The sequence below is a fragment of the Bacillus sp. GW823-FHT06A11 genome, assembly GCF_058795355.1.
Map to the genome: position 1 here is coordinate 154,669 of NZ_JBXAHS010000006.1, position 26,470 is coordinate 181,138.

A 26,470-nucleotide genomic window follows, 5' to 3' on the forward strand; every position below is an offset into this window, starting at 1 on the left:
CAAACTTTTCAATACCTTACGATAATATCTTATTACAACTTTCTAAATAAGTAAATAATAAGAAACTTATAGATTATCATAAGTTTTCTTTATGTTTCTAAATTTGAATAGCTTTCATGCTCCTTATGAATACTATTATCATAAAGTAAAGTGCTCTATCAGCGGTTTACTTACAGTTCATACATACTATGAACTGCTCATCATTCAACATACAAAAAATGTTATAGGGGTGAAATAAAATGGGTAAAAGAAAAGCAAATCATACTATTTCAGGAATGAATGCTGCATCTGCACAAGGACAAGGAACTGGTTACAATGAAGAATTTGCAAACGAGCCTTTAACTCCAGCAGAGCGACAAAATAATAAGAAACGTAAAAAGAACCAGTAAAGAAAAATCCCAAAAGGTCTATTTTCCTTTTGGGATTTCTTCTAATGTTTATAACGTAGTAATTCCGAAACCGTTACAAATCGATAGCCCTGTTTTTTCAGCTCAGGTAAAATTTTTGCTAGCGCTGCTACCGTTTGACTACGATCATTCCCTCCATCATGTAACAATACAATATCGCCACTTTTAGCATTTTTCACTACATGATTTACAATGGATTCAACCCCTGGATTTGCCCAATCACGCGGGTCTTGATGCCACGACCATAGAACGGTTTGATAGCCAGCCTCTTTCGCTGTTTTAAATACAGCATCGTTAATATATCCGCCAGGAGGACGGAATAGCAAAGGTTCTTTCACCCATTTTTCAAAAAATTTCTTTCCATCTAAAATATCATTTTCTAATTTTTCATCTGACGAATTACTTGCGTACAAATGATTCATCGTATGATTTCCAATTTCATGTCCCTCTTTTAACACTTGCTTCACTAAATATGGATTACGCTGAACTCGAAATCCAATCATAAAAAATGTCGCTTCCGCCTTATATTGACGTAATAAATCTAAAACTTGTGGTGTATACGTTGGATCTGGCCCATCATCAAATGTAATTGCAATAATTTTTTCATTATTAGGTACTTCCCATGTTACATAACCAGTTGGTTCTAACTCTTTTCTGAGCAACATTTTCGCTTCCACTTTTTCCACTTGAAATATATGTACTGCACATAGCAAAGAAAAAACTAATAGAAAAATTTTCTGTTTTAGCATAACGTTTACTAAAGCAGCAAGGTTGTCGAATAGACAACAACCTCATTTACTTTTCTAATTGATCTACATTTCGCATTATATTTTGGAGATTATTTTCATATTGCTCAAGTTGTGGACGTTGTGTTTCTGAAGCTACCTCTAGTGCATTTTGAATTTGTTCATATGCTTCCTGAACCTCTTGGCGTAACTCTTTTAAATCATGACCGTAGTTAGGGTCATTTTTCACAATATTATTAAATGCATTTTCTGCTTGTGTAACTCCTTGCTGTGCCGCTTGAAAGGCTTGTTGCTTATCTTTATGATATGGCATTATATAATCCCCTTTCTATAATTGTTAGTCCCCTTTATCTTTACCTTTTTTTCTAAAAACATTCTCGTATAAAATCGCCAACTTCTCTCATTCTAAAAAGAAAGAGGAGGTGTCATATACAATGGATAAAAACAACCGTGAATCAAAAGAAAAACAAGGACAACCTGAACCATTAAGCGGATCTCATAAAGTAAAAAACCGTAACCATTCACGCCAAAAAAAACATTCACATCATGATATGTAATAAAAACATTCACATACCGTGCACATTCAACATAAAATGTTTGTATTTCATCATTTATTCTTCACCTCTGTTTCATTCATGCATAACATGATATGAATTGATATTTTACGGAGGGTGTCTTACATGGGCAAGAAAAAGAAGAAGTGTCTTTTTCATGTTGATGGTTTCGAAGAATGGATGGATCAATTTTGTTCCGATTCTTATAGTAACTTTAGCTTTCCAAATCAAATTCACATCGATCTTTGCGAAACCGAAGAAGAATATATTTTGGAAACAGATGTACAAAATGTCACGGAACAAAATGTACTCATTAAAAAGTTAGAGACAGGCCTAGCTATATGCATACTTCATAAAAACATTTCCTTACAACGAACAATCCCTTTACCTACTACTATCATTTATAAAAAGATGCTAGCCTGCTTAGAAAACGGATTTTTAGCCATTCATATTTCCAAAAATGAAGTTGCTGATAAGCATGAAAAAAAAGTTCTTTTTTCAAATTAAGAGTTAATATAATTCAAACTAAGCCCCAGTTGGTTACTGGGGCTTATGTTATTTCGCATGCATTTCTATATTAGAATTTCTATCATATCTTTTTTTCGATAAACCTTTTGTAACTAAAAGCACAGGAAATGCCACAGTTGAAAATATAGCTAGTGCTGAAAATACCGCAAACCCATTTTGGTACCCGTAGTAATCGAGAAGTACTCCTCCGAACCACGGACCTATTACTACTCCAATTCCCGAAAAGCCCATCGCACCGAAGTATGTTCCTTTTAGATGCGCAACAGCAATATCATCAATAAATACATCCGTCATCGAAAACATTAAGACTTCTCCAATTGTAAAAATAATTGTACAAACGGCAGCACCTAGCATAGATTCTACTATTCCAAAGCCAAATAATCCCCCGCTCACAAATAAAGTCCCAACCATAATTGATGTTAACGGTGTATACTTTTTGCACATTTGAATAACAGGGTATTGGATAATCACTACAACAATTGCATTTAAAGCGAGCATATATGAGAATAGCTTCACCCCATCCTCAAATATATGTGCATTTGCAAAATATTGAGATACTGTCGTCGTTAAATGGGAAAAACCGCAATTACTCAAAATAATACCGACTAAAGCAACTAAAAATACTATATCTTTTCGCAATATACGTATTGCATTTAGCATTGTAACAGTTTTTTCTGTACTCACTTTCTTTTTTTCCATTGGATACTTCTTAAATTGGAACGCTAATATAGCTGTATATAGAATATATACCCCAGCTGCTACTAAAAAAGGAATTGTTGATTTTGCACTTCCAATCTGTAATCCAACAATTGGTCCAATTGCAACTCCAACATTTATTGCACCGTATCGTAAGTTATAGACGAGTAACCGATACTCAGGCTTTGTTAAATCTGATAATAATGCTCTTGATGTTGGCTCAAAAAACGACCTACATAATCCATTTAAAGCGTTTAATAAAAAGAAACTTAAAACATGATCCGCAAGTGAAAAACCTATAAACACAAAAACCCAAACGATCATGGACCAGAGCATAATCGTTTTCCGGCCAAATCGATCTGATAAATTCCCTCCGATAAAACTAGCAAAAACACCAACAAGTGCACTCGTTCCGATAATAGCACCAGTCATTCCAGCTGATACACCTTTAACAGTCGTTAAATAAATCGCTAAAAAAGGGATACTCATTGAAGTTGCAAACCTAGCAAACAATGTCCCTAAAATAATACTCATTCCAAGCGGATGAATATGCTGTAACTTCCCCTTCATCGTTAAACCTACTCTCTCTATTTTCACAAAAAAAGAAAGCAAAGGATCTGCTTTCTTTTCCTTTTTCTATACTTGAGCTGTTGATACCCGAGTTGTTCTCGTTATGTCCATATCAATTCCATATGTGAACTGTAATTCTTTACACACATCTTTAATTAAGATTGCGACATTATACTTTTCATTAAATTGTAAAACTATGTTTTCTACTTCTTCATATGTATACTTATATTCCCCTGTAATGACACTTTTTAGATCAAAGCATTCGTTAATACAAAGTTGTACAAGTAGCTGGTCATATTTCTCTATTACATCTTCTTTCTTCCAAAGTAACTCTTTTACATATAATCGATCAAACTTCACACTTTCTCGATTACAATCCGTTAAAATCCGGGTCATTTCGTTTAATTCTCGATATAATTCGGAAATATTTCTACTTAAACTAAGCAGTTTATCTACGCCGTTTTCATATAACATATTTATTCCACCCCCGCATTTTCTTTCCCTTATTATAGCAAGAAAATTCTAAAAATAGTTTCTTTCTTCTGAAATATTAGGAAACTAATTTCAATTGCATTACAATGAAACTAGTTAATGCGAGGGGAGAAAGAAAATTGGAGCACAAATTATATTACACTGACGCTTATAAGCAAGACTTTACTACTAAAATTATAAAGCAAGATTATGATAAAGACGGTAACTTATACGTTGTTTTGAATGAAACAGCATTTTATCCGACAGGTGGCGGACAACCATATGATACTGGTACATTAAATGATATCAATGTAATCAATGTAGAAGAGATAAACGGAGAAATTCGTCACTACATTGCAGAACAATTACATACAGAAGACGTAGAAGGTAAAATCAATTGGGAGCGCCGTTTTGATCATATGCAACAACATGCAGCTCAGCACATTTTATCTGCTGCTTTTTGGGACCATTTTAACATGCCTACAATTGGATTCCATCTTGGTAAAGAAACAGTAACAATTGATTTAGAAACAGAAAATCTTCATGCAGAAACGGTTGAAAAAGCAATACAAATTGCAAACAAAATTGTTTTTGAAAACCATCCAATCCGCATCCAGTGGATGAACTTAGAAGAAGCGAAAACGTTGCCCCTTCGTAAAGAACCGACTATGACAGAAAATATACGGGTTGTTATTATCGAAAACTTTGACTACAACGGTTGTGGTGGAACGCATCCGAAACGAACTGGTGAAGTTGGTCCTATTCAAGTACTAGGATGGGAGCGCAATAAAGGTGGTATACGCTTAACGTTTATCGCTGGTTGGCGTACACTTAAATTAATGGGACAACAGCAACAAATTATGAAAGATGTTTCTAAACAATTAAACAGTAGCGAAACTGATATTCCAGCAAAAGTGGCGCAACTGCTTACTTCTCAAAAAGAAAACGAAAAAGCAATACAAACAATGAATGAAAAATTATTATTTGCAGAGGCAAATGAACTACTTCTACAGCCTATAAAAATTCATGCTGACATACTTATTTCTAAAGTATTTACAAATCGTTCTATGCAAGAAATCGCAAAGCTTTCCGCTATTATTACAGAACAACAAGAGCATGCAATTACGTATTTCGTCATCGAAAATGATGACAAACTACAATGTATTCTCGCTTGCGGAAAATCAGTATCACTCGATATGAATGCTCTTTTAAAAGACGCTCTTCCTACAATCGAAGGAAAAGGTGGCGGAAATAAGAAGAGTGCTCGCGGTGGCGGGAAAGCAATTATGAGCGGAGATGAATTTTTAAATCAGCTTGTTTCTTCTTTACAGTCGGCGGTGTAAAGCATTTTTAGTAAGGATAGCTAATAGCTATCCTTACTCTATAGTTACAGGCCAATATTTTGTTTCAATCCTTGGTAACTCCCTGCATTTGAAAAACCTTCACTTATAAGAGTTATAAAAGTTTCCGAAAAACCATAATGACGTAAATCTTTAATCGGCACCATTTGCACATCATGAATTGGATTATGATCAAATTCATTAGAGGGTAACATAATTTCCCCTGTAAGCTTTTCAAGTAGAAATGTAATATGTAATAAAGATGGACTGGCATCCGGTTTATCACAAACATAGAGTAGCTTCTTAATTTTAACTTCTAATCCCGTTTCTTCTCTCATTTCTCTAATCATCGCCTCTTCTAACATTTCACCATTCTCCACTCTTCCTCCAGGTAAAGACCAATTCCTATTAGCAACTTTTTGCTTTACTAGCAATAATTTTTCACCTTCAATTAAAATTCCCGTAACACGAACTTGCATTACATTTTCCATATGTAATCTCCTCTTCCCATTATATTTACAAATTAACCCTTCCATAAAAAGAACATACGTTTTATAATTGAAGAAAATTATGGAAGAAAGTAGTTGTTACATTCATGCGTCCAACTTTAACAAAGTCTATATCACTTGAAGATTTCCAAAACTATTATTGGTTAAAAGCAGAACTCCAAACATTTTGTCGTGAGAATGGGTTGCCAGCTAGTGGCTCTAAGATCGAAATAACCGAGCGTATCTCACATTATTTAACTACTGGTAAAATATTAAAAAACAGCTCTGTTCAAAAGGTGAGTAAAGCTTCCCTATCCTATAAAGACCTTTCTCTTCAAACGATTATTACTAACAATCACCGCTGTAGCGAAGATGTTCGTGCTTTTTTCAAAGAAAAAATCGGAACAAACTTCCGCTTTACAGTAGCTCTTCAAAAATTTTTCAAAGAGAATGTTGGAAAAACATATGAAGACGCGATAGCTTTTTGGCATGAAGAAAACGAACGAAAAAAAGACCCTACATACAAAACAACTATCGGTACACAATTTGAATACAATCGCTTTACTCGTGACTTTTTCGAAGATCCAAATAATAAAGGGAAAGCAAAAGCTGATGCGATTGCTGCTTGGAACGAAATGAAAGCGAAGCCTGGTAGCAATATTTATGTTCCTCAAAAAGTAGAAAACTAGTTACCTCGCTAGTCTTCTACTTTCTCAAATAATAGCGCAATCCCTATCCCGCCTCCAATTCCTAATGTAGCAATTCCATATTTCATAGACTCTCTTTGTGCCTGATAAAACAAACGTGTTACAAGCATAGCACCAGATGCACCGTACGGATGACCGAGCGCAATTGCTCCACCATTTACATTTACTTTTTCGTACGGAATTTGTAACTCTTTTGCGCAAGCAACAACTTTTGAGGCGAATGCTTCATTTATTTCAAAATAATCGATGTCCTCTACTTTTACATTCATTTCGTTTAATAATTTGTTCACCGCAAATATCGGACCAGTCCCTGGAAGCTTGGGATCCACTCCCACTACAGCACTACGAACGAAACGAAGTACAGGCTTGTATCCTAACTTTCGGGCTTGTCCCTCTTCCATTACAAGAACAGCACATGCCCCATCATTTACACCGCACGAATTACCTGCCGTTACTGTTCCATTTTGTAAAAATGCGGGCTTTGTTCTTTTAATGATTCGTTCATAATTCATTTCTGGCTTTATAGATTCATCTAATAATCCATTAAAAGAAAATATTTCATCATGTATATATCCTTTTTCTAACGCTTGCAGTGTCCGCTTATAACTAAGACAAGCATACTCGTCTTGCATTTCTCTCGTTATATTATAACGCTCCGCAACATATTCAGCCGCTACTCCCATGTCAGGATCACCAATTGTTTCAGGTGAAAATCTTGCTCTTTTTTGAAAAGGTGACGTACTTGTACTCTCTACTCCCCCGGCGATATAACACTTACCTGCCCCGCCTTGAATGAGATGACACGCAGTTCGAATTGCTTCTAAACCAGAACCACATTGCCGATCAATCGTTACACCAGGAATATGATAGCCAAGTCCCACCTCTAAAGCAGATAGTCTCGCAACATTCCCTCCTGGCCCAACAACATTACCTAATATGACATCATCTATTTCCCTCTCAATCCCTTTACTTAAAAACGTAAGAAGCGGCGTTGTTAATTGCTGAACTTCATACTCTTTTAACATCCCATTCTTCTTACCAATAGGTGTTCTTTTCGCCTCTACAATAACTGCTCTATTCATATATTTTCTCCCGGTTTTCAATCATACTTTTTGCTTCCATACGAGCGATTTTCCCACTATTTGTATAAGGTATTCCATCTACAAAATGCCATTCTTTCGGTATTTTAAAAGAGGATAATCTCTGTAAGCAAAAACTCTTTAATTGTTGTTTCGTAGCACTTCCTTTTACGATCGCGACGGGCTTTTCACCCCAGTAACTATCTTTCACACCAATTACAACTATTTCATCAACAGCTGGGTGTTCATGTAATACACTTTCTATTTCTTCTGGATAAATATTGATTCCTCCAAATAAAATCATATTCTTCTCTCTACCAACAATATATATAAAGCCTTCTTCATCTTCATAGCCTACATCTCGCACTGTCATCCAACCTTCTGCATTCAACTCCCGTGTTAAAACCCCATCTATTATGTATCCCATAAAAAACTGATCACTTTTCACATAAACAGTTCCTATTTCACCTTTTTGTACTTCTTCGCCTGCTTCATTACATATTCGAACTTGCACATTATGACAAGGTTTTCCTACTGAATTTGGCCTTCTTTCGCTTTCTGCATCGACTAGTGCTGTTACAAAACTTAACTCTGATGCACCATAAAATTCATATCTTTTCGCATAAGGAAATATATTCTTTATTTTTTCTTTCGCTTCAGCTTCCCATTTCGCTCCTGACGAAATAATTTTCACTTTATTTTCTATTAATCTACTTTCTTTATATAAAGATTCAAGCATTGTCGGAACTGTATACATAACTGATATATTTTCAGTTTCTAACTTATCTAATACTTGATTTGGAAAGAACTTTCTCATAATGTGCACTGTTTGTCCTACATATAATGCACTTATTGCCCCGTATAAGAAAAGAGAATGAACGAGCGTCCCAGCTATTAAAATCGAATCCTCCCTTTTCATATGAAAATCATGTACATTACAATCAAAACTATGAACCCACGATTGTTGTGCACGTAAAAATGCTTTTGCTGTTCCTGTTGATCCTGATGTAAATCCCATATAAAAAGGAGCATGTTGTACACTTTCTACAGTGGAATATGTAGGAAGATATTTCTCTATCATTCTTTTCCACTCATCAATTTCAATTACTCTTCCTTCTTCATCCAATAGATCATTCACCTTATATCGTTCTGTCACAATCATATCCGGATTACTAATTTCAATTCTTTCTCTGAGCTCATCTTGTTTCCACTTTATATCTAACGGAACACAAACCCACCCGGCCATAGCGGCACCAGAAAATAGTTGTAAAAACTCTATACGATTTTCTAATAGGATTGCTATCGTTTTATTCTTCGATTTTTTTTCATTTAACCAGCTTGCTACTTTACAAACTGATTCAAACCACTCTTTATATGTTAAAACTCTATCATTTTCCTTTATCGCTATTTTATTTGGTTGTAAAGAGGCATGCTTTTTATATTCTTTTGTAATCCTCATATGAGACGTCCTTTCTTTACAATAATAATAAAAAGAAACACGCAATTAACGTGTTTCTTCCCTTTATCATCCCGCATTTGTATATTTTCCATTCTTTAAAGCGGGCGTAATAATATGTTTCAATGAACGATGTAATTTTGTTACGAGAACTGCCGCAATAATTGCTTTTATACAATCCCCTGGTAAAAACACAGCACTCACTTTCATTGTCTCCCATACAGAAACTTCCATTAAGAACGCTTGTACAGTAATACCAAATACATAAACTACGAAAATACCACCAATTATATTAATACATAATACTTTTATAATAGAAACTTCACGTAAACGCTCAATTAAATAACCAATAACAAACGCCCCAATGATGTAACCAAGTAAATATCCTGCACTTGGTCCAACAAATACACCAAGGCCACCGCGTCCACCAGCAAGCAATGGTGCTCCAACTCCTACAATAAGTAAGAAAATAAGCTGACTTAACGCACCTAGACGTGATCCTAACAACCCACCCGCAAGCATAACACCGAGTGATTGCAATGTAATTGGAACTGGTGTAATAGAAAGAGCAATCGGAGGTATTAACCCTAACACTCCCATAATAGAACTAAATAAAGCGACGAAAACTAAATTTTTTGTATTCATATTTGCTTCTCCTATTTGTAAACTTAAAATTGTTTTTAGATAACATATCACAAAAATTATATTATCTTTCCACTCCTCTTTTGTCAACCGTTAATGTATTAGAGTTTACAAATAAAAGTTCACTTATTTCTCTCTATGCAAATGCTCCAGTTCTTTCCGTAGCGCCTGTTTTAAAAACTTCCCAACAGATGTTTTCGGTATTTCTTCCATAAAGACAATATCGTCTGGCAACCACCACTTCGCAAACTGTGGTTTTAAAAACTCATATATTTCTTCTTTTGTAACCGTACTATTTTTCTTTTGAACAACGCAGGCAATTGGTCGCTCTTGCCACTGAGGGTGAGGAACTGCAACGACAGCCGCTTCAAATATAGCATCATGTGCCATTAAAGCATTTTCAAGATCGACCGAAGAAATCCATTCTCCCCCGCTTTTAATAACATCCTTCGTACGGTCAACAATTTTCACGCAACCTTCCTCATCCACTGTGACAACATCACCAGTATATAACCATCCATCGCGAAAACCTTCGACAGTACGATCATCGTTATAATAGCTTTCAGCGATCCAAGGTGCTCGTAAACATAATTCTCCCATCTCAGTACCATCCCACTTCACTTCACCATTTGTACCGACTACTTTCATCTCGACACCAGGTACAAGATATCCTTGTTTAGAGCGAATTTCTAGTTGCTCTTCATACGATAATTCCGTTTCATAACTTTTTAAACGTGCAAGTGTTACGAGTGGACTCGTTTCAGTCATACCATATGCATGTATGAACGGAACATTATGTTTCTGTTCAAATGCTTTAATAACACTTTTCGGCGCCGCTGCACCTCCGCATAGTATTCTCGTCATACTAGATAAATCGTAACTATTATTTTCTAACTCTTGTAATACGCCGAGCCAAATTGTCGGCACACCCGCAGCTAACGTCACTTTTTCTGATTGAATCATCTCTAATAAAATTTTTGGAGTAAACATCGGTCCAGGAAGAACTTGTTTTGATCCAAACCAAGTAGCCGCAAAAGGAAGTCCCCAAGCGTTCACATGAAACATCGGGACGATTGCCATTGCTGCATCACTTTCCGATAAAGCAGCTGTATCCGCTAAACCGAGTGCCATACAGTGTAATACAGTACTACGATGCGTATATACAACACCTTTTGGATTTCCTGTAGTCGCTGACGTATAACACATACCAGCAGGTGTATTTTCATCAATATCTTTTACAAATTGGAAATTTGGATCACCTTCTTCTAATAGCTTTTCATAATGATATACAGGCTTCAGCGTCGTATTTGGGAGTTTATCTTTATCAGTCATAATAATGTAAGCTTGTACAGTTGATAATTGTGATTGAATATTTTCAACAAGCGGTACGAGATCTTCATCTATAAGTAGAATTCGGTCTTCTGCGTGCTGAATAATGTATGAAATATGTTGAGGAGATAAACGAATGTTAATTGTGTGCAAAACAGAAGCAATACCTGGAATAGCAAAATACGCTTCCACATGTCGATGATGGTTCCACGCTAACGTTCCTGCACGTTCACCTTCTTTAATTCCAAGCTTTTTCAACGCACTGGAAAGTCTTCTCGTCCTTTCCCCTAACTGCTTATACGTTAATGTCGTAATGGTATCATGTGTGCGAGAAACAATTTCTTTCTTTGAGAATAACTTTTCTGCTCTTTCCATCATAGAACTAATTGTTAGCGGTACATTCATCATCATATTGGTTATATCCCCCTTTAAAGCGTTTTCATTTTTTCGTTTATTATAACAGACTTCCGCAAATGATTACGACATTTTTCTGTATTTTCTGAATTATTTCTTACGATATATAAATACCGAAATAACAAAAGAAAAGATATATATGATAACACCAAATATTGTATATAGCATTGAAACGTATACAGATGAATTTAAATTTGATATTGGAAATTGTTCTATTAGATAACCAATAACACTTTGTAATCCAAAATAAGTAACAAGCCCCCCGCATGCGCCTCCAATTGTAATAGCATCAGATTTTTCTGCTCCAAAAACATAGAGAAGTGGATAGGCTATTGCTCCGGCATTAAGAATGATGAACATCCCTAAAGAAACACTCTTAAATATATCATCATCAATTGGTGTATCTGAAACTAAACCATGTACATAAAATATGCCATACGATAATAAAGTACCAATAATTACAACTAAAAAATAGAAAAGGTAGTGACTTTGTACAATGTTATTTCTAGTAACCGGTAAAGTAAGTACATATTTTTCATAACCCGACTTACTCTCATACTTAATAACTTCAAGTGCAGGAATCGCAGCAAATAAGATAATGAATGTAGCAATTAAACGGTACATTGAAGCATTACCAAAATAAAAAACAAATCCTGATCCTAATATCGCCATTCCCATGAACATAAAGAAAGTTCGATACACTAGATAGTAGTTTGTCAATAATAAACCTTTCATTTATTTTTCACCCCTTGTTAATAAAACACTTATTTCTTCTAGTGAAATGGTTCTATGAGCAATCCCATTTGGTAGTTTATGCACATCTGATACAAGTACATTGAAATAAGAACCATTATTCCTTTTCACCACAACTATATCTTTGTTAATTAAAGTTAGTTGTTCCTCATCAACATCTACAATGGCATAATTGTCCAAAACTTTATCCTTTTCTTCATTCAATAAAATTTCTCCATCTTTTATCACAATAAGGTGACTAGCTATTTTTTCTACATCACTCATAATATGTGAAGAAAGTAATATACCACCGTTACTTTTATTCACAAAACTTTTTAATTCCTCTAATACCTCCTCCCTAGATGAAGGATCAAGACCTCCCGTCGCTTCATCTAGGATTAATAATTTGGCATTATGCGACAATGCAACAGCTATAGATAGTTTCATCGACATTCCACGGGAAAATCTACCTACTTTTTGATTAGTAGGTAAAGAGAAAGAATGAACTAATCGGTAAAAATTTTCTCTGTCCCAAGATTCAAACATCTTTTCAAAAACCTTATTTAGTTGTTTTATTGTAAGATGAGCCGGGAGATTCATAGCATCAAATACGACTCCAATCTTCCCCTTATTCTTGGCATCTTTATTTATATTTTCTTCACCAAATATTTTCACTGTACCACTATCTTTAGAAATTAATTCTAGTACTGTTTTAAATGTTGTTGATTTACCTGCCCCATTGTCACCAATGAATCCCACTATTGACCCTGATGGCACATTGAATGTAACATCTTTTAAAACAATTTTGTTTCCAAATGATTTACTTAAATTTTTAATTTCTAGAATGTTTGACATCATTTCACTCCTATCTTAACTTTTCATAAAAGTATGTTTGCTCCTATTAAAAATTATCCACTTTTTCTCTCACTTTCTTTTTTAGTTTGAAAATAATACGATTGCTATATTCTTTATTTTCTACTAAAATTCGATACATCTCCCACACTCCTATAACACGAACAAAAAGATAAACTCCAATAGCAATAAGTACAACACAGTACGGATAATACTGCACTAATTCTCCTGAAGTGATATGCTTTTCCTCAAACAAAAACGGTATTGCGCCTGCGGCAATAAAACAAAATCCAACAATCATCACTGCGGCATACTTCTTCTTAATAATCGCATATCTTTTTGTCAATTCTTTTAGAAAGTTTTGATCAAATAGTAGTTCTTCTTTTTTCAATACATTGTATCGACTCTCTTCTATCGTTGCAGGCACCATCATTGCTCCAATTCCAAGAACAGCAATGATAATGACAAGGAATGTCGACATTGTTGCATTTTCTTTAAATAGTAAATACGGTATTGTAGATAAAATAAGCAAGCTAAACCCTAACGCTATATATTTTGAAATCTTTTGCCCATACACTATATACCCTTCTGCCATTTCCTGACTTACGTAATAGCCATCCACATTTTCATTACTTTGCTCTGCAGTTTCTTTTAATAAATAGTCGAGTGATACTTCAAATACATTTCCAATCATTATTAACTTTTCAGTTTCAGGAAAACCTTGACCGTTTTCCCATTTACTAACCGCTTGCCTTGTTGTGTTTAATTTTTCAGCTAATGCTTCTTGAGAAAGGCCCTTTTCCTTTCTTAATTTAAAAAGCTTTTCACCAAATCCCATATGTGTGTCCCCCTTTGTTTTCTTACCTAAATTGTATGTAAACATTGCCTTTATCTCTATCTTCCCGCGGTTGCACTTTGTCAACTTACGGTTGCGAATGTGTTATATAGTGGTTTTGTATACGATTTAGCTATTATTCTTCTATGATTATGGCGTTAATAAACCACCCTCTCCTAATAACCATTTATAACAATTAAAGGTAATTATTGTTATAAAAAAAAACAAAAAACTCCTTTATTTAATGGAGTTTTAAATATGAAATATTCCAAGAGGAGCTGTTTTTTCTTCCTCCTACTGCCTCACAATTTCTTCTATATATTTTTATGTGTCATATAACGAACTATGTACAGTATATGTTTTCATCTCTTTATCTGAGGCATACTCATATATATATATGTAAAATATTACTCTTATTAACTTTTCTAATAAAGTCACTACTCAATAATCATAACGGCTTCTGCTTAAACTTTTCATAATGTCGTACTTTTAATAAAAGGACATTCCCGCAATCTGTACAAATATAAGCATCTACTGGTGAAGATGTGAACATCGTTTCCTTTTTCCGTATTTGTGCATATCCGACAAACTCACCTTCTCCTATGTTTTGAGAACCACAATTAGAGCATGTCTGCACGGTTTTTTGTTTCATGAGAGCACCACCTTTAATCTGTTTCCACTCCCTTCGACAGCTCACTTCCATTTCCCTTCCAAAAAGCCTCTTATTCTCTCACATTTCAACAGGAATCTCAAAACAAAAATCGTATATGTACTATGAAATATATTTATTAACGGAGGAATTTTATGACTACTGTTATGACACTCGATATAGCAACAGAAATTGAAAATGCAGAAATTGATATGCTCTCTTCTAGATTAGAGAGACTACAAACAATAAGCGGAAACCCAATGCAAGTGCAAATGAAAAAATTCGGTAGCGCCACTGCCTTTTCATCAAAAATAATTGCTGGTCCTGCTTTTAATACGGTAAAAGGTATTACAAATGCAGATGCGATTGATGCAATCATTTCTTATTATGAATCACTACAAATCCCTTGTCGTTTTGAAATTACCCCAGCACAAGGTACAACTAAATTATTTCAATACTTATCTCAAAAAGGGTTTTATCAATCTAGCTTCCATACTGCTTTGTATAGTATACCGAGAGAGGGTTCATCACTTCTTCCTTCTAATATTACAATACGAAAACTAAAAGAAAATGAGTTTGATATTTTTGCAAACATTTATGTACATGGATTTAATATGCCATCCTTTACAAAAGATAGCGTGCGCCAAAATAATGAAATTCTTTACAATGAACCAGGATGGCATTTTTTCATAGCTGAAGTTCAAAATATCCCTGCTGGTATTGGTGTCCTGTATATAAATAAGGGTGTCGCATCATTAGCTGCTTCTGCTACTTTGCCAGAATTTCAGCGTAAAGGCTGTCATACTGCATTAATTCAAAAACGAATTAAGACAGCTATTGAATCAAATTGTACTTTAATAGTTGGACAAGCAAGGTTCGGTAGCGGCAGTCAAAATAACATGGAACGTGCCCACATGAAAATTGCTTATACAAAATCAATATGGACCGCAAAAGACATATAATTTACTTTATTTCTCCTTCCGTTACATTTTTAAACATTTTATGACAAATCCTTTTCTATCCTATTAATCATTTGAATATTCAAACTAGATTTGTTACGATATTACTAGATACATCATTCAACTTGCAATATGAAAAGAGAATTCTAATCAAACTACAAGGAGGAGAAATGTATGACTAAACATGATCATGGTTTAAAAGAAAAAGTAGAAGGTGCCATTGATAAGGTAAAAGGTGAAGTAAAAGAAGTTGTTGGGAAAGTAACTGACAATAAGAAATTACAAGCTGAAGGAAAATGGGATAAGGTGAAAGGCACTGCTAAAGATACAGTTGGTAATGTAAAAGAAAAAGTACATGAATATAAAGAACACAAGAAAGAAAAATAAAAAAAGAGCCCATCGGCTCTTTTTTTATTTTCCTTCATTCTTTTCTAGCACGTATAAATCTTCTTCCATATTCGTTAATTTCTCACTTACAAGCTTTCTTGCATCTCCAATTGCTTGATTATATGCAAACGGTCCAACTAATTTAATCATTTCTTCTATTAAACGCTCTGCTTGGAAACGTCCAATTTCATCTAAATCTTCTTCCATAAAAAATTGCTGAATTTGTGCTACAAGTTCTTCTTTTTTATCATTTGGTATTTTTATATTCATCATCGTTGTTACTCCTCTATATTTAAGATAGTATCTTCCTTAACTCTACCATAGAAAAACGATTACCAGGACAGCTTTTTGTAACTCCTTCTAACTCTCTATGACCGAGTATATTTTCTTTCTTTATAGCAAATTGCTTCATAAACAGTTTACATAAAGAATATAATGCATTCACTTGTGCAGGAGTTGGATCGTATTTATCGAAATTTCCCGTCATACATATTCCAATTGTATGGCGGTTATGGTCTTTCGCGTGCGCTCCAATATGTAAACCTCGTCCTTCCACTACAGTTCCATCCTTTTCGATAAAATAGTTGTAACCAATTCCGCTCCACCCCCTTACAGTTTGATGAAATTCATGCGTTTTATACACGTCCCATCCATCTTCAGCTGTATGGTGAATAATCAGTTTGTTTACTTTTTCTAAAGAAACTAATTCATCTTGAAATGTTAGATTGACACGTTTAATTTCCATTTGAACTGCCTCCTCTTAAAAATCAATCATAATAATCGTTTTATCATCTGGCCTTATTCTCTTTTCCGCTTCTAGCTCTTCAATAATTGCTATATATTCGTTTATACTATTCTTTCTTATATATGCAACAGTTTGTTCTAATGACCAATCTGGGTGAAATAACCCGTCTGAACAAATAAAAATCCCACTCACTTCATCTGTATGTAATTCACCATGTTGTAAATAATGTATCGCTTCTTTCATTCCATTTGCAACTGAATAACCATTTGGCATATTTGCAAGATAACGATTGTATTTTAACTGTTCTCGAACATCTTGAAAAACATATTCTTCTGGTACAGATAACCCTTTTTTACGATCTTCTTCCCTCTTCTTTTTTGCTCTTTTACTAATTCCTTCAACTGTGTCTTTCGTTAATACTTGCATCGTTCCATTTTGAAAAGTTGCGACAATCATACAGTCCCCAAGCTGCGCATATTCAATTTTCTCACCAACTATTTGGACTGCCGCGATACATGTGCACCACAAATGCTCTTTTTTTCTCGTGTCTACTTCATATTCTAACATTTTGCTTTGCAATGCTTCATTTGCTTTTTCAACTGCAAATTGTAAACTATGATTCTCTCGTAATGCAGTAAAATAACTTGCAAATAAATGCGAAGCGATGTATGCTCCATTATGTCCCTTTTCATCACGAAACGGGACAAGTGGTGTTGCACCGTCACATACACCATAAATCTTTTTTTCTTTATTACAAAAATAAGAATCCTCACATTCTTGCTTCAACGGGCTTTTCTGTTGATATGTTTTTATCTTCACAACTGTATCCCCTTTCAAATGATAAAATACTCAAATTCTTTTGATTAATCTAATTTACCTAAATAAACTGTTTTTACCCAAAACTTTCAATATCATATATAATCTTGAAATAATATGAATTTTTCAGTGAAGGACGGGAAAGAAATGGTCAGATTCCTTGGTGTTATTATCGGTTCTATTATTATTGCGGTTGCCTTTAATCTTTTCCTTATCCCCCACAAAATTTTAAGTAGTGGAATTGGCGGAATTGCTATTATTTTAGGGATTGTAACCCCTGTAAACACAGGCATTATTAACTTTGTATTAAACTTACCTATCCTTATTTTAGGGTACATAGGTCTTGGAAAAAAAGTAATTTTTAACACAGTTGTCTCTGTAGTTGTATTATCTGTTGCATTATACTACGTTCCAGTAAAAGTCGTAGCAACAGACCCATTGTTATCTTCTATCTTCGGAGGTGTCATCGCCGGAGCTGGTATTGGTCTTGTTTTTAACTGTAATGGATCCACTGGTGGATTTGATATTATCGGTATGCTTTTATCCCGCAAGCGAGACATTAAACTTGGCGGATTCCTTATTATTTTAAATGCAGTCGTTGTAATAATCGCAGGATTCTTCTTCACCTGGGATGTTGCACTTACAAGCTTACTTTCAATTTATGTAACTGGTAAAGTAATTGATGCTGTTCATACAAAACATCGTAAAGTTACACTTATGATTGTAACAAATGAAGCAGAAAAAATGAAAAAACAACTTCTTTCAACTGTTGTACGTGGAATAACGTTACTTGATGGCGAAGGTGCTTATTCAAGCGAGAAAAAGCGTGTACTTATGACCGTCGTTTCTCGTGAAGAATTAGCAAGTATGAAACTAACAATTTCTGAAATCGACCCGAATGCTTTCGTTAATATTACAGAAACTGTAGAAGTGTTAGGACTTTTCAGAAGAAGTTAAAGACTAGGTGGGAATCCACCTAGTCTTTATTTTGCATAAATTCAATCCGGTTTCCAAATGGATCTGACACGTAAAATCGAATTACATCTGGCCGTGCATAATCATCAATCACTTTAACACCTTGCTCTATAAGTGTTTGCTTAAATTCATTAATTTCATTCACATAAAAAGCTGGATGAGCCTTTTTAGCCGGTGTAAAATTCCGCTCGACACCAATATGGATTTCTTGATTTCCGCATTTAAACCAACATCCACCTCGTTTTTTCAACTCTTCTGGCTTTGGAATTTCTTCCATACCAATCGTATTCCCATAAAAATCACGCGCCTCTTCTTCACACCCTACAGGTGCAGCTACTTGCACGTGATCAATCCCTTGAATATAATTTTTCATTTTCTCTCCCCCTCCTCTACCCTAATGTTATACGGAAAACAGCCGTCTGTAACTTACAAAAGGTTTATAAAACAATATAAGCTCCCCTTATTACCATCCTGCATTCACCTTGCAAAAAATAAAAAAAACAAAATTTATTCTATAACTTCTATTTTTTATAGAAATACACATTACATCTATATTATAGTTATGAATAGACAAATCTTTTTAGATGCTATTTGTACGGAGGAACTATTATGAGTCGTAAAAAATATTCACCAACTCAAAAAAAACGTCATCCGAACATTTCTAGACGTTTGCGAAACCATATACAAGATCGTTCATTAACAGAAATGTACGCATCTCTGTTCGAACACAATCCTGATAGTATTATTTCATTAAATTTAGAAGGAGTTATTCTACATATAAATCCTTCTGCCGAAAGAATATTAGGTTACACTTCTTTAGAATTAGAACAGAAAAATATTACCTCTATTTTAGAAGCCCATATTTCTGAGCAAGTATTACAAAATATAAAGAATACTGAAGCGGATAATCAACAAGAGTATATCTTATCTATTTATCATAAAAATGGATTCTTATTAGATGTTGTGACAAAACTAGTTCCTATTTTTGTTCAAAATCGTCTTACTGGCGTATATGCTATTATGAAGCCGCTTGAAAAATCAGAAAGAATTGAGAATATGCTAAAAGAAAGTGAGAAGAGATTACGTACATTAGTAAACTCCATGCCTGCGTTTGTTATATTTAAAGATCATGAAGGGCGCTGGCTTGAGGCAAATGATTACGCACTTTCTTGCTTCAATTTCCATCATGTACCCTACCACGGGAAAAAAGATAGCGAACTCATTCAATATAATGAAGCATACCGAGAAGCTTTTTTACATTGTGAAGAAATCGATGAACTAGCATGGCAACAAAGACAAATTCTTCATGGCGAGGAATTTATTATACATAGAGATGATTTCGATCTAATCTTAAGTATATCAAAAGTTCCGCTTTATCATCCTGATGGTTCTCGCAAAGGTCTTATCGTGATGGGGAGAGATGTTACTGAGCTAAAAGAAACTGAAAAGTTACTACGAAAATCAGAGAAGCTCGCAGTAGTCGGACAACTGACAGCTGGAATTGCCCATGAAATTCGAAATCCACTCACTTCTCTAAAAGGTTTTCTAACGTTGCTCCTCCCTGAAATAAGTGAGGAGCAGAAATGGTATATCGATGTTATGTTAAGTGAGATTTCACAAATGGAATCCATCACGAGTCAATTTATGGCGATGTCTAAGCCACAAGTATTATCTATCCAAACTTGTAACATACAAACTTTAATTGAAGAGGTAGTTACATTTATTTTACCGACTGCAATTATGCATAGCGTTCATATCATCATGGATCATTTTGATTACGTATATGATATTCAATGTGACGGTAACCAATTAAAACAAGTGTTTATAAACATATTAAAAAATGCGATAGAAGCAATGCCAAATGGCGGAAATATTTTCATCCAAACAAAACCATTAGAGGATAATTTCATCTTAATACGAATTATCGATGAAGGTTGCGGCATTCCTGAAGATCGTATCTCCCGTCTAGGCGAACCTTTTTATAGTTTAAAAGAAAAAGGCACAGGACTAGGATTAATGATGTGTTACAAAATAATTGAAGAACATCATGGTAGATTACACATTTCAAGCGAATTAAATAAAGGTACGATTGTTGATATTGAGCTACCACTTTCTTCATCTCATCTCGCAATCCAGTCTTAAATAAAAAAGAAGCATCTACTAATCGTTAGCAGATGCTTCTTTTTTTAAAATGCTTTGTCATACCACTCTTTTGCTTTTTCTACTTCACCCATCGTTAATTGATGCCCTCGATTTTCCCAATGCATTGTTACATTCGCATTTGCATTTTCTAATAGTACCTTCAATTCCTCTGACTCTGCTGATGAACAAATTGGGTCATTTGTCCCAGCAGCAATAAACACAGATTTCCCTGCTAAATTTGCTAATTGCATTCCTCTTCTAGGTACCATTGGGTGATGAAGCACAGCACCTTTTAATGCATTTTCGTAATGGAATAATAAGCTTGCTGCGATATTTGCCCCATTCGAATAACCGATAGCTACAATGTTATTTCTATCGAATTTATATTCTTTAGCCGCTTCATCTAAAAATTCATTTAATTCCTTCGTACGGAAAATTAAATCCTCTTCATCAAAAATGCCCTCTGCTAATCGGCGGAAGAAACGCGGCATCCCATTCTCTAACACATTTCCCCTAACGCTTAATACCGACGCTTCCGGATCAATTATTTCTGCAAGTGGTAGTAAATCTAATTCATTACCACCTGTGCCATGAAGTAATAACAACACTGGTTTTGACGTATCTTTTCCTTTTTGAAAAACATGTTTCATCATAATCCTGTTCCCCCTTCAATCACTTTAATCTAAATTTCTCACTTCAAATGGTAAAAGCGTTTGTTCAATCTGTTTTCTATGTTGTTCATATTGTTCCGGTAACTTTAATTCCTCACCCATCGTCTCTAACGATTCATCATGAGTGAAACCAGGAGGATCTGTTGCAATTTCAAATAAGATTTCACCATGTTCTCTAAAATAAATCGCGTTAAAATAATTTCGATCTTGTACAGGAGTTACGTGATATCCAAAACGCGACACATGCTCTTTCCAGTCTAGCTGATCAGCATCGTCAATCGCTCTCCAAGCTATATGATGAACTGTACCAACGCCCATTTGGCCACGACCGATTGTTGATAATTTCAAATCAATAATATTTCCAATATCAGCAGAAGAACGGAATCGAACAAATTCACCCTCTTCTCCAATTTTCTCAAGACCCATAATATGTTCTAACAATTCAGCTGTTTTTTGAGGCTGTGCAGATAAAAGAACAGCACCTCCAAACCCTTTAATTGCTACTTCTGGTGTAACTTCTCCAAAACTCCAATTATTTAATTCGCCTGCTTCTCTTTCAACTAATTCTATATGCAAACCATGCGGATCATCAAATTCTAAATACTCCTCTCCAAAACGAGTCATTTTCGTATACGAAACATCGAATTTTTCTAATCTATTTTCCCAAAACTCCATTGCACCTTTTGGTACAACGTAAGACGTAATTCCTACTTGACCATCCCCAATAATACCTTGACGAGCACCTGCCCATGGGAAAAACGTAATAATTGTTCCAGGTTTTCCTCCTTCATTTCCAAAATAAAGGTGGTACGTACCTGGATCATCAAAATTCACTGTTTGTTTCACTAAACGTAACCCTAATACACCAGCATAAAAGTCTACATTTTCTTGTGGATGCCCTACAATCGCTGTAATGTGATGGATTCCCATTGTTTTCTTTTCCATTTCTTCCACTCCTTTTTTATTTCATTATAAAAATTCTTTTACATTTAAATTCATTATTCATTTTGTCCATGCTACAAAGTAAAATCCGTCATTATAATTTTATCTCGAATTCGAGATATTGATTATAAAAATACACATTAACTTCCAGCTTGTCAATTCATCTCAAATTCGAGATAGTTTTTAAAAAATATTTACTCCATTTAAAATCTTTATTCAAAGTACAAATTAACTTGAACTCAAATTTATTATAAGTTACTTACTTTTAGTTGTCAATAAGTTCCTTATTTTCATTTTAAATAAAAAGAGAGTAAACGCCAGTTTCGTTTACTCTCTTCGCTAATCATTTCGTTTCTTCTTCCAATATTGCTTCCATCTCATTAAATTCACGATGAACTGCCTTAACGGGTTCTTTCGTTAATAAACTTACAACGATAACAGTTAATAAACTACAGAAAAATCCAGGTACCATTTCATACATAATTGCTTTTAAACTTGGAATTTTTACCCATGCTATAACAACTACTGCACCAACAATCATACCTGCAAGAACGCCCCATTTATTCGTTCTTTTCCAATATAAACTTAATAAAATGGCTGGTCCGAACGCTGAACCAAATCCAGCCCAAGCATAACCTACAAGTGTTAAAATTGTATCACTTGGATGATACGCTAAAACAACTGCGATCATAGCTACTACTAATACTGACAATCTACCGATAAATACAAGTTCTTTGTCACTTGCATTACGACGGAAAAATGTTTTATAGAAGTCTTCCGTTACTGCACTTGAAATAACAAGTAATTGTGAGGAAATACTACTCATAATCGAAGCCAAAATAGCTGATAATAAAAATCCTGTAATGTACGGATGGAATAAAATATTGGAGAATGTTACAAAGACCATTTCTGGGTCTTGTAATGTCGCATTATTTTTAGCATAATAAGCGATACCAATTAGACCAGTAAGCATTGCACCTATAATTGAAATCGTCATCCAACCGATACCGATTCTACGAGAAGTCTTTAAATCTTTAATAGAGGTAATTGCCATAAAACGGACAATAATATGCGGTTGACCAAAATACCCAAGTCCCCATGCTAAAAATGAAATAATGCCAAGTATTGTGGTCCCTTTAAACATATCTAAATGCGATGCATCGACTTGTTTAATCGTATTAAATGTTTCTGTTACACCACCGACATCCGTAAAAGCAACAATTGGCACTAGTACAAGCGCAATAAACATAATACAACCTTGTACAAAGTCCGTCCAGCTTACGGCTAGAAAGCCACCGAATAGTGTATACGCAACAACGACACCCACTGTTACAAATAAACCAATTTTATAATCTAGGTTGAAAGAATTTTCAAACAAACGTCCACCTGAAACTAAACCAGCCGACGCATAGAATGTGAAAAATACTAAAATGACGATAGCGGAGACAAAACGAAGTATTTTCGTACGATCTTTAAACCGATTCTCTAAAAAGTCTGGAATCGTAATTGAATCATTTGCCACTTCTGTATACGTTCGTAAACGTGGGGCAATGATTAAATAGTTTGCATAAGCACCTATTAATAAACCTATCGCAATCCATACACTTGATAATCCTGTTGCATACATCGCACCAGGTAATCCCATTAGCATCCAACCACTCATGTCAGAAGCACCAGCTGATAAAGCTGTAACTGCTGGACCGAGTCCCCTTCCACCTAACATATAATCTGATAAATCGGATGTCTTCTTATAAGACCAATATCCGATATACAACATACCTGCCATATAAATAGCAAGCGAAACCATAATTTCAATCTTCACCAAATCTCTCCCTTATTCCATAAGCCATTCAAAATTTCGAAAAATGACTTTTTCTATTTTCTTATTTTCGCTTATGGTTCCCTACCTTAACAAACATTTTTTGTTCTTTCAAGTGAACGAGCACTTTTTATTACATGTGAAAACCTTTATAAACGCCTTTATCCCAGTGGATTACAATGATTTTTCAAGAAATTAAAGTAATAATATTCAGAAATTAAACAGTGTTTTTTCACACCTTATTTTTATTCGTTTACCCGATAAATTTTAAAAGAAAAAGCCATACAAGTGTATGACTTTTAGCTTATTGACGTCTCAATTTTCGCTTTCTCTACATATACTTTACGAAATTTCATATAGCATCCAATACGCCAAGGTACTATATAACAAACCGCAAGAGTATAGAAAAGAATGCCGATTGACTTTGGATCTAAACCTTGTAAATGTCTTCTAAAATAAGCACGTAAAAGAACGATAACTAAAAATGTAGCAATAAAAGCGATACTTTTTTTTGCATAAATTTGACCATCTTCTCTGACTTCATACCCACTTAAAATAATAAGTGGAATTGACAATAACAGTCCGATCCCAGCAGCTATACCAATTTGCCAATCAGCAAGTTGTATCGGTGCAGCATATAAAGAAAAACCTGGTAATAAGAAAAATAATGGCAATAGTAGTTCTCTTCCTTTATTATTAATTGGTCGATTCATAGAGCGCATGCGTCTAAATATAACGAGCCCTATGACGAGTAAAAAAATTGTAATACTGTAAGAACCTTGCTGCAAGTGAATCTCTCCCTAAAAATAGTCATTTTTAAAAATACTTCCCTATTATACTCCTAATTTTTCCAAAAATATGATTATTCCTTTAAAAAATCTTACATATCAAATATACTTTTAGGTTTGATTTACTATAGGAAACAATTCCGAAAGAGGAACTACTCTCCCCACCTCGTCTTTAAACACAATATGCTCTCTAGTTAAATGGCGCGGGCTCTTCACTCCCGCTGCCGCTGCTAATGAAAATAAACTATATCTCATACTAATAATATAATTCATGACTCGCCACTTCTTCTCATACGGATCTAACGCTTTTTGATAATGCGGATTCGTCGTGGCTACACCAGATGGACATTGGCCAGAATTACATTGAAGGGCCATAATACAGCCGCTTGCCATCATAAATCCGCGGGCTGAACTTACAGCATCCGCTCCAATCGCTAAAGCAATCGCCACTTTATCTGGTGTGATTAATTTACCCGATGCAAATACTTTAAACTTGTTACGGACACCATAATAATTTGCTGTATCGATAAATGTAAGTAATGCTGGAATAAGCGGCAGTCCCATACAATCTGCCATCGATTTATACGTTGCCCCTGATCCGCCTTCTGAACCGTCTATTGTAATAAAATCTGGGTAAATATTTAGTTCTTTCATTGTTTTTATTAAATCTTCCAAAGGCTCCTGCTGACCAATTACAATTTTCATTCCAACTGGTTTACCGCCGCTTTCTTGCAACTGTTGAATAAAACAAAGTGTATCCACTGCATTCTTTAAAAATGAAAATCGATTCGGTGAATTAATCGTCTCTCCCTTTCGGACGTTGCGAACAAAAGCAATTTTCTCATTTACTTTTTGTCCCTCTAGATGACCACCACGTATTTTAGCACCTTGCCCAAATTTCAATTCGAATGCTCTAATATTACTTTCTTTCGCTTTCTCCATGAATTTTCCCATTGAAAAATTACCGTCCTCATCACGGTACCCAAATAACCCTGGACCAATTTGCGCAACGATATTCGCTCCTGTATGTAAATGTTCTGGAATAACGCCACCTTCACCAGTATTAATCCACGATCCGCCTGCCATTTTCGCTCCAAAACCACTCGCTAAAATATAATTTTCTCCAATCGCGCCGTAAGAAGTCGCAGATGCTCCAAACATGCCATGTAGTTTCCACGGATATTTACGGTTTTCACCGACTATAATTGCATCATCTTCTTCGTACAGCCAAAGATTCGTTGTATCCGCTGTCAATTTTTCTCTTCTTGAAAATAACCCTTCTTTATGAATCATGTACTTTTTACCTTCCCGCTCTTGCGAAAGATTCACACTTAATTCCTCAGTTAATATCGGAAATAATGTATTAGCAATATAATAGCCAGAAGCTTCAAAATCTCGTTTTGATCCAAAACCAAGTATTTCAGAGCGATATTTCGCTAAAAACATAACACTTTGAAAATCATAACGTGAGAAAGGCTTTCCATCCGTATCATGATCAAACCAATATTGTCGAAATTCAGGCCCTATCTTTTCCAGTAAGTAGCGCATTCTTCCTAAGTACGGATGTAACTTTAAAATAGAATGATGTGTTCGTTTTTTTATAAAAAATGTAATGATAAAAAAGATGATTAAAAGCAACATTAAAAATAGTAATATACTAATAATAACGAGTAGCGTTTCACTCATCCCGCTTCCCCCTATGAAATCCCATAATAAAAGGAGAACACTCGG

The 26,470-nt window shown here is 34.8% G+C and carries 31 protein-coding genes; 9 read left to right on the forward strand and 22 right to left on the reverse strand.

The window, feature by feature from the left end:
• Positions 1-239: 239 nt before the first annotated feature.
• Positions 240-389, forward strand: coding sequence for a small acid-soluble spore protein SspO (sspO, locus tag AC1Q8L_RS24420; protein WP_000518057.1), 150 nt, complete (start codon positions 240-242; stop codon positions 387-389).
• A 41-nt stretch (positions 390-430) separates the two neighbouring features.
• Here the strand turns inward: sspO and pdaB are convergent, their stop codons facing one another.
• The gene (gene pdaB / locus AC1Q8L_RS24425) at positions 431-1,156 is read right to left on the reverse strand and encodes a polysaccharide deacetylase family sporulation protein PdaB (RefSeq protein WP_061665781.1); all 726 of its coding nucleotides are present in this window, start codon (positions 1,154-1,156) and stop codon (positions 431-433) included.
• Between the two features lie 46 nt (positions 1,157-1,202).
• Positions 1,203-1,466, reverse strand: a complete 264-nt coding sequence (locus tag AC1Q8L_RS24430; protein ID WP_001146295.1) for a hypothetical protein — start codon at positions 1,464-1,466, stop codon at positions 1,203-1,205.
• Positions 1,467-1,587: 121 nt separating this feature from the next.
• On the opposite strand from AC1Q8L_RS24430, the gene AC1Q8L_RS24435 reads away from it, so the two are divergent.
• Both AC1Q8L_RS24435 and AC1Q8L_RS24440 read left to right on the forward strand, forming a co-directional pair.
• Complete coding sequence (locus AC1Q8L_RS24435) at positions 1,588-1,710, forward strand: small acid-soluble spore protein P (RefSeq protein ID WP_000360249.1); 123 nt, start codon at positions 1,588-1,590, stop codon at positions 1,708-1,710.
• A 123-nt stretch (positions 1,711-1,833) separates the two neighbouring features.
• The gene (locus tag AC1Q8L_RS24440) at positions 1,834-2,214 is read left to right on the forward strand and encodes an Hsp20/alpha crystallin family protein (protein ID WP_000516755.1); all 381 of its coding nucleotides are present in this window, start codon (positions 1,834-1,836) and stop codon (positions 2,212-2,214) included.
• Positions 2,215-2,262: 48 nt separating this feature from the next.
• Here AC1Q8L_RS24440 and AC1Q8L_RS24445 read toward each other — a convergent pair whose 3' ends face one another.
• Positions 2,263-3,501 carry an MDR family MFS transporter gene (locus AC1Q8L_RS24445; RefSeq protein ID WP_000676814.1) on the reverse strand — a complete coding sequence of 413 codons (1,239 nt, stop codon included), beginning with the start codon at positions 3,499-3,501 and terminating at the stop codon, positions 2,263-2,265.
• Between the two features lie 66 nt (positions 3,502-3,567).
• Positions 3,568-3,975 carry a hypothetical protein gene (locus AC1Q8L_RS24450; RefSeq protein ID WP_000965149.1) on the reverse strand — a complete coding sequence of 136 codons (408 nt, stop codon included), beginning with the start codon at positions 3,973-3,975 and terminating at the stop codon, positions 3,568-3,570.
• Positions 3,976-4,112: 137 nt separating this feature from the next.
• On the opposite strand from AC1Q8L_RS24450, the gene AC1Q8L_RS24455 reads away from it, so the two are divergent.
• Complete coding sequence (locus AC1Q8L_RS24455) at positions 4,113-5,315, forward strand: serine-tRNA(Ala) deacylase AlaX (protein WP_000400374.1); 1,203 nt, start codon at positions 4,113-4,115, stop codon at positions 5,313-5,315.
• Between the two features lie 44 nt (positions 5,316-5,359).
• On the opposite strand, the gene AC1Q8L_RS24460 is transcribed toward AC1Q8L_RS24455, so the two are convergent.
• Positions 5,360-5,803 carry an NUDIX hydrolase gene (locus tag AC1Q8L_RS24460; protein WP_025117995.1) on the reverse strand — a complete coding sequence of 148 codons (444 nt, stop codon included), beginning with the start codon at positions 5,801-5,803 and terminating at the stop codon, positions 5,360-5,362.
• 104 nt (positions 5,804-5,907) lie between these two features.
• Between AC1Q8L_RS24460 and AC1Q8L_RS24465 the strand changes: the two genes are divergently transcribed.
• Positions 5,908-6,489: a DUF6434 domain-containing protein gene (locus tag AC1Q8L_RS24465; RefSeq protein WP_001247912.1), complete on the forward strand. Its 582-nt coding sequence runs from the start codon at positions 5,908-5,910 to the stop codon at positions 6,487-6,489.
• Positions 6,490-6,497: 8 nt separating this feature from the next.
• On the opposite strand, the gene AC1Q8L_RS24470 is transcribed toward AC1Q8L_RS24465, so the two are convergent.
• From AC1Q8L_RS24470 to AC1Q8L_RS24505, 8 genes are all read right to left on the reverse strand, one after another.
• The gene (locus AC1Q8L_RS24470) at positions 6,498-7,589 is read right to left on the reverse strand and encodes an acetyl-CoA C-acyltransferase (protein ID WP_001078010.1); all 1,092 of its coding nucleotides are present in this window, start codon (positions 7,587-7,589) and stop codon (positions 6,498-6,500) included.
• A complete protein-coding gene (locus AC1Q8L_RS24475) occupies positions 7,582-9,045 on the reverse strand; it encodes an acyl-CoA synthetase (RefSeq protein WP_098312072.1) in 1,464 nt (487 codons plus the stop codon). Before AC1Q8L_RS24475 ends, AC1Q8L_RS24470 begins: the two co-directional genes overlap by 8 nt.
• A 66-nt stretch (positions 9,046-9,111) precedes the next feature.
• The gene (locus AC1Q8L_RS24480) at positions 9,112-9,687 is read right to left on the reverse strand and encodes a biotin transporter BioY (protein WP_001093335.1); all 576 of its coding nucleotides are present in this window, start codon (positions 9,685-9,687) and stop codon (positions 9,112-9,114) included.
• A gap of 123 nt (positions 9,688-9,810) precedes the next feature.
• Positions 9,811-11,424 (reverse strand): long-chain fatty acid--CoA ligase, encoded by a 1,614-nt coding sequence (locus AC1Q8L_RS24485; protein WP_000980168.1) that lies wholly within the window; start codon positions 11,422-11,424, stop codon positions 9,811-9,813.
• Positions 11,425-11,517: 93 nt separating this feature from the next.
• Positions 11,518-12,162, reverse strand: coding sequence for an ABC-2 transporter permease (locus AC1Q8L_RS24490; RefSeq protein WP_098312073.1), 645 nt, complete (start codon positions 12,160-12,162; stop codon positions 11,518-11,520).
• Positions 12,163-13,014, reverse strand: coding sequence for an ABC transporter ATP-binding protein (locus tag AC1Q8L_RS24495; RefSeq protein WP_000065398.1), 852 nt, complete (start codon positions 13,012-13,014; stop codon positions 12,163-12,165). It abuts the gene before it with no gap.
• 46 nt (positions 13,015-13,060) lie between these two features.
• Positions 13,061-13,849 (reverse strand): helix-turn-helix domain-containing protein, encoded by a 789-nt coding sequence (locus AC1Q8L_RS24500; protein ID WP_000505616.1) that lies wholly within the window; start codon positions 13,847-13,849, stop codon positions 13,061-13,063.
• A gap of 445 nt (positions 13,850-14,294) precedes the next feature.
• Positions 14,295-14,498, reverse strand: coding sequence for a hypothetical protein (locus AC1Q8L_RS24505; protein WP_000810949.1), 204 nt, complete (start codon positions 14,496-14,498; stop codon positions 14,295-14,297).
• Positions 14,499-14,650: 152 nt separating this feature from the next.
• On the opposite strand from AC1Q8L_RS24505, the gene AC1Q8L_RS24510 reads away from it, so the two are divergent.
• Both AC1Q8L_RS24510 and AC1Q8L_RS24515 read left to right on the forward strand, forming a co-directional pair.
• Positions 14,651-15,457, forward strand: a complete 807-nt coding sequence (locus AC1Q8L_RS24510; RefSeq protein ID WP_000214344.1) for a GNAT family N-acetyltransferase — start codon at positions 14,651-14,653, stop codon at positions 15,455-15,457.
• Between the two features lie 171 nt (positions 15,458-15,628).
• Complete coding sequence (locus AC1Q8L_RS24515; RefSeq protein ID WP_000160410.1) at positions 15,629-15,841, forward strand: CsbD family protein; 213 nt, start codon at positions 15,629-15,631, stop codon at positions 15,839-15,841.
• A gap of 24 nt (positions 15,842-15,865) precedes the next feature.
• Here AC1Q8L_RS24515 and AC1Q8L_RS24520 read toward each other — a convergent pair whose 3' ends face one another.
• The 3 genes from AC1Q8L_RS24520 to AC1Q8L_RS24530 are packed head-to-tail and all read right to left on the reverse strand — an operon-like array spanning position 15,866 to position 17,423.
• Positions 15,866-16,114, reverse strand: a complete 249-nt coding sequence (locus AC1Q8L_RS24520) for a DUF2164 domain-containing protein (RefSeq protein WP_000981066.1) — start codon at positions 16,112-16,114, stop codon at positions 15,866-15,868.
• Between the two features lie 19 nt (positions 16,115-16,133).
• Positions 16,134-16,586, reverse strand: coding sequence for a peptidoglycan recognition protein family protein (locus tag AC1Q8L_RS24525; RefSeq protein ID WP_000404003.1), 453 nt, complete (start codon positions 16,584-16,586; stop codon positions 16,134-16,136).
• Positions 16,587-16,601: 15 nt separating this feature from the next.
• Entirely contained in the window at positions 16,602-17,423 is an 822-nt protein-coding gene (locus tag AC1Q8L_RS24530) for a protein phosphatase 2C domain-containing protein (RefSeq protein ID WP_142317997.1), read from the reverse strand.
• Positions 17,424-17,549: 126 nt separating this feature from the next.
• Between AC1Q8L_RS24530 and AC1Q8L_RS24535 the strand changes: the two genes are divergently transcribed.
• Positions 17,550-18,359 carry a YitT family protein gene (locus AC1Q8L_RS24535; RefSeq protein WP_000251344.1) on the forward strand — a complete coding sequence of 270 codons (810 nt, stop codon included), beginning with the start codon at positions 17,550-17,552 and terminating at the stop codon, positions 18,357-18,359.
• A 19-nt stretch (positions 18,360-18,378) separates the two neighbouring features.
• On the opposite strand, the gene AC1Q8L_RS24540 is transcribed toward AC1Q8L_RS24535, so the two are convergent.
• Positions 18,379-18,750, reverse strand: coding sequence for a VOC family protein (locus tag AC1Q8L_RS24540; RefSeq protein ID WP_000800772.1), 372 nt, complete (start codon positions 18,748-18,750; stop codon positions 18,379-18,381).
• A gap of 236 nt (positions 18,751-18,986) precedes the next feature.
• Here AC1Q8L_RS24540 and AC1Q8L_RS24545 point away from each other — a divergent pair, with 236 nt between their 5' ends.
• The gene (locus AC1Q8L_RS24545; RefSeq protein ID WP_000087652.1) at positions 18,987-20,519 is read left to right on the forward strand and encodes a BA3702 family sensor histidine kinase; all 1,533 of its coding nucleotides are present in this window, start codon (positions 18,987-18,989) and stop codon (positions 20,517-20,519) included.
• A 44-nt stretch (positions 20,520-20,563) separates the two neighbouring features.
• Here AC1Q8L_RS24545 and AC1Q8L_RS24550 read toward each other — a convergent pair whose 3' ends face one another.
• From AC1Q8L_RS24550 to AC1Q8L_RS24570, 5 genes are all read right to left on the reverse strand, one after another.
• The gene (locus tag AC1Q8L_RS24550; protein WP_000975455.1) at positions 20,564-21,172 is read right to left on the reverse strand and encodes an alpha/beta hydrolase; all 609 of its coding nucleotides are present in this window, start codon (positions 21,170-21,172) and stop codon (positions 20,564-20,566) included.
• A gap of 24 nt (positions 21,173-21,196) precedes the next feature.
• Positions 21,197-22,135, reverse strand: a complete 939-nt coding sequence (locus AC1Q8L_RS24555) for a ring-cleaving dioxygenase (RefSeq protein WP_098312075.1) — start codon at positions 22,133-22,135, stop codon at positions 21,197-21,199.
• Positions 22,136-22,475: 340 nt separating this feature from the next.
• Complete coding sequence (gene putP / locus AC1Q8L_RS24560; protein ID WP_000687592.1) at positions 22,476-23,954, reverse strand: sodium/proline symporter PutP; 1,479 nt, start codon at positions 23,952-23,954, stop codon at positions 22,476-22,478.
• 296 nt (positions 23,955-24,250) lie between these two features.
• Entirely contained in the window at positions 24,251-24,739 is a 489-nt protein-coding gene (locus AC1Q8L_RS24565; RefSeq protein ID WP_098394997.1) for a cytochrome c biogenesis protein CcdC, read from the reverse strand.
• Between the two features lie 111 nt (positions 24,740-24,850).
• Complete coding sequence (locus AC1Q8L_RS24570; protein ID WP_000005147.1) at positions 24,851-26,425, reverse strand: FMN-binding glutamate synthase family protein; 1,575 nt, start codon at positions 26,423-26,425, stop codon at positions 24,851-24,853.
• Positions 26,426-26,470: the final 45 nt, after the last annotated feature.

Bases quoted from the DNA above. Each gene is read 5' to 3' on its own strand.
- AC1Q8L_RS24525 (WP_000404003.1), bottom strand. From the start codon at position 16,586: ATGGAAATTAAACGTGTCAATCTAACATTTCAAGATGAATTAGTTTCT.
- AC1Q8L_RS24540 (WP_000800772.1), bottom strand. From the start codon at position 18,750: ATGAAAAATTATATTCAAGGGATTGATCACGTGCAAGTAGCTGCACCT.
- AC1Q8L_RS24445 (WP_000676814.1), bottom strand. From the start codon at position 3,501: ATGAAGGGGAAGTTACAGCATATTCATCCGCTTGGAATGAGTATTATT.
- pdaB (WP_061665781.1), bottom strand. From the start codon at position 1,156: ATGCTAAAACAGAAAATTTTTCTATTAGTTTTTTCTTTGCTATGTGCA.
- AC1Q8L_RS24510 (WP_000214344.1), top strand. From the start codon at position 14,651: ATGACTACTGTTATGACACTCGATATAGCAACAGAAATTGAAAATGCA.
- AC1Q8L_RS24495 (WP_000065398.1), bottom strand. From the start codon at position 13,014: ATGTCAAACATTCTAGAAATTAAAAATTTAAGTAAATCATTTGGAAAC.
- AC1Q8L_RS24470 (WP_001078010.1), bottom strand. From the start codon at position 7,589: ATGAATAGAGCAGTTATTGTAGAGGCGAAAAGAACACCTATTGGTAAG.
- AC1Q8L_RS24435 (WP_000360249.1), top strand. From the start codon at position 1,588: ATGGATAAAAACAACCGTGAATCAAAAGAAAAACAAGGACAACCTGAA.
- AC1Q8L_RS24505 (WP_000810949.1), bottom strand. From the start codon at position 14,498: ATGAAACAAAAAACCGTGCAGACATGCTCTAATTGTGGTTCTCAAAAC.
- AC1Q8L_RS24485 (WP_000980168.1), bottom strand. From the start codon at position 11,424: ATGATGATGAATGTACCGCTAACAATTAGTTCTATGATGGAAAGAGCA.
- AC1Q8L_RS24535 (WP_000251344.1), top strand. From the start codon at position 17,550: ATGGTCAGATTCCTTGGTGTTATTATCGGTTCTATTATTATTGCGGTT.
- AC1Q8L_RS24480 (WP_001093335.1), bottom strand. From the start codon at position 9,687: ATGAATACAAAAAATTTAGTTTTCGTCGCTTTATTTAGTTCTATTATG.
- AC1Q8L_RS24545 (WP_000087652.1), top strand. From the start codon at position 18,987: ATGAGTCGTAAAAAATATTCACCAACTCAAAAAAAACGTCATCCGAAC.
- AC1Q8L_RS24465 (WP_001247912.1), top strand. From the start codon at position 5,908: ATGCGTCCAACTTTAACAAAGTCTATATCACTTGAAGATTTCCAAAAC.
- AC1Q8L_RS24500 (WP_000505616.1), bottom strand. From the start codon at position 13,849: ATGGGATTTGGTGAAAAGCTTTTTAAATTAAGAAAGGAAAAGGGCCTT.
- AC1Q8L_RS24430 (WP_001146295.1), bottom strand. From the start codon at position 1,466: ATGCCATATCATAAAGATAAGCAACAAGCCTTTCAAGCGGCACAGCAA.
- AC1Q8L_RS24555 (WP_098312075.1), bottom strand. From the start codon at position 22,135: ATGGAAAAGAAAACAATGGGAATCCATCACATTACAGCGATTGTAGGG.
- AC1Q8L_RS24520 (WP_000981066.1), bottom strand. From the start codon at position 16,114: ATGATGAATATAAAAATACCAAATGATAAAAAAGAAGAACTTGTAGCA.
- AC1Q8L_RS24490 (WP_098312073.1), bottom strand. From the start codon at position 12,162: ATGAAAGGTTTATTATTGACAAACTACTATCTAGTGTATCGAACTTTC.
- AC1Q8L_RS24460 (WP_025117995.1), bottom strand. From the start codon at position 5,803: ATGGAAAATGTAATGCAAGTTCGTGTTACGGGAATTTTAATTGAAGGT.
- AC1Q8L_RS24475 (WP_098312072.1), bottom strand. From the start codon at position 9,045: ATGAGGATTACAAAAGAATATAAAAAGCATGCCTCTTTACAACCAAAT.
- AC1Q8L_RS24440 (WP_000516755.1), top strand. From the start codon at position 1,834: ATGGGCAAGAAAAAGAAGAAGTGTCTTTTTCATGTTGATGGTTTCGAA.
- AC1Q8L_RS24550 (WP_000975455.1), bottom strand. From the start codon at position 21,172: ATGATGAAACATGTTTTTCAAAAAGGAAAAGATACGTCAAAACCAGTG.
- AC1Q8L_RS24450 (WP_000965149.1), bottom strand. From the start codon at position 3,975: ATGTTATATGAAAACGGCGTAGATAAACTGCTTAGTTTAAGTAGAAAT.
- AC1Q8L_RS24515 (WP_000160410.1), top strand. From the start codon at position 15,629: ATGACTAAACATGATCATGGTTTAAAAGAAAAAGTAGAAGGTGCCATT.
- AC1Q8L_RS24570 (WP_000005147.1), bottom strand. From the start codon at position 26,425: ATGAGTGAAACGCTACTCGTTATTATTAGTATATTACTATTTTTAATG.
- sspO (WP_000518057.1), top strand. From the start codon at position 240: ATGGGTAAAAGAAAAGCAAATCATACTATTTCAGGAATGAATGCTGCA.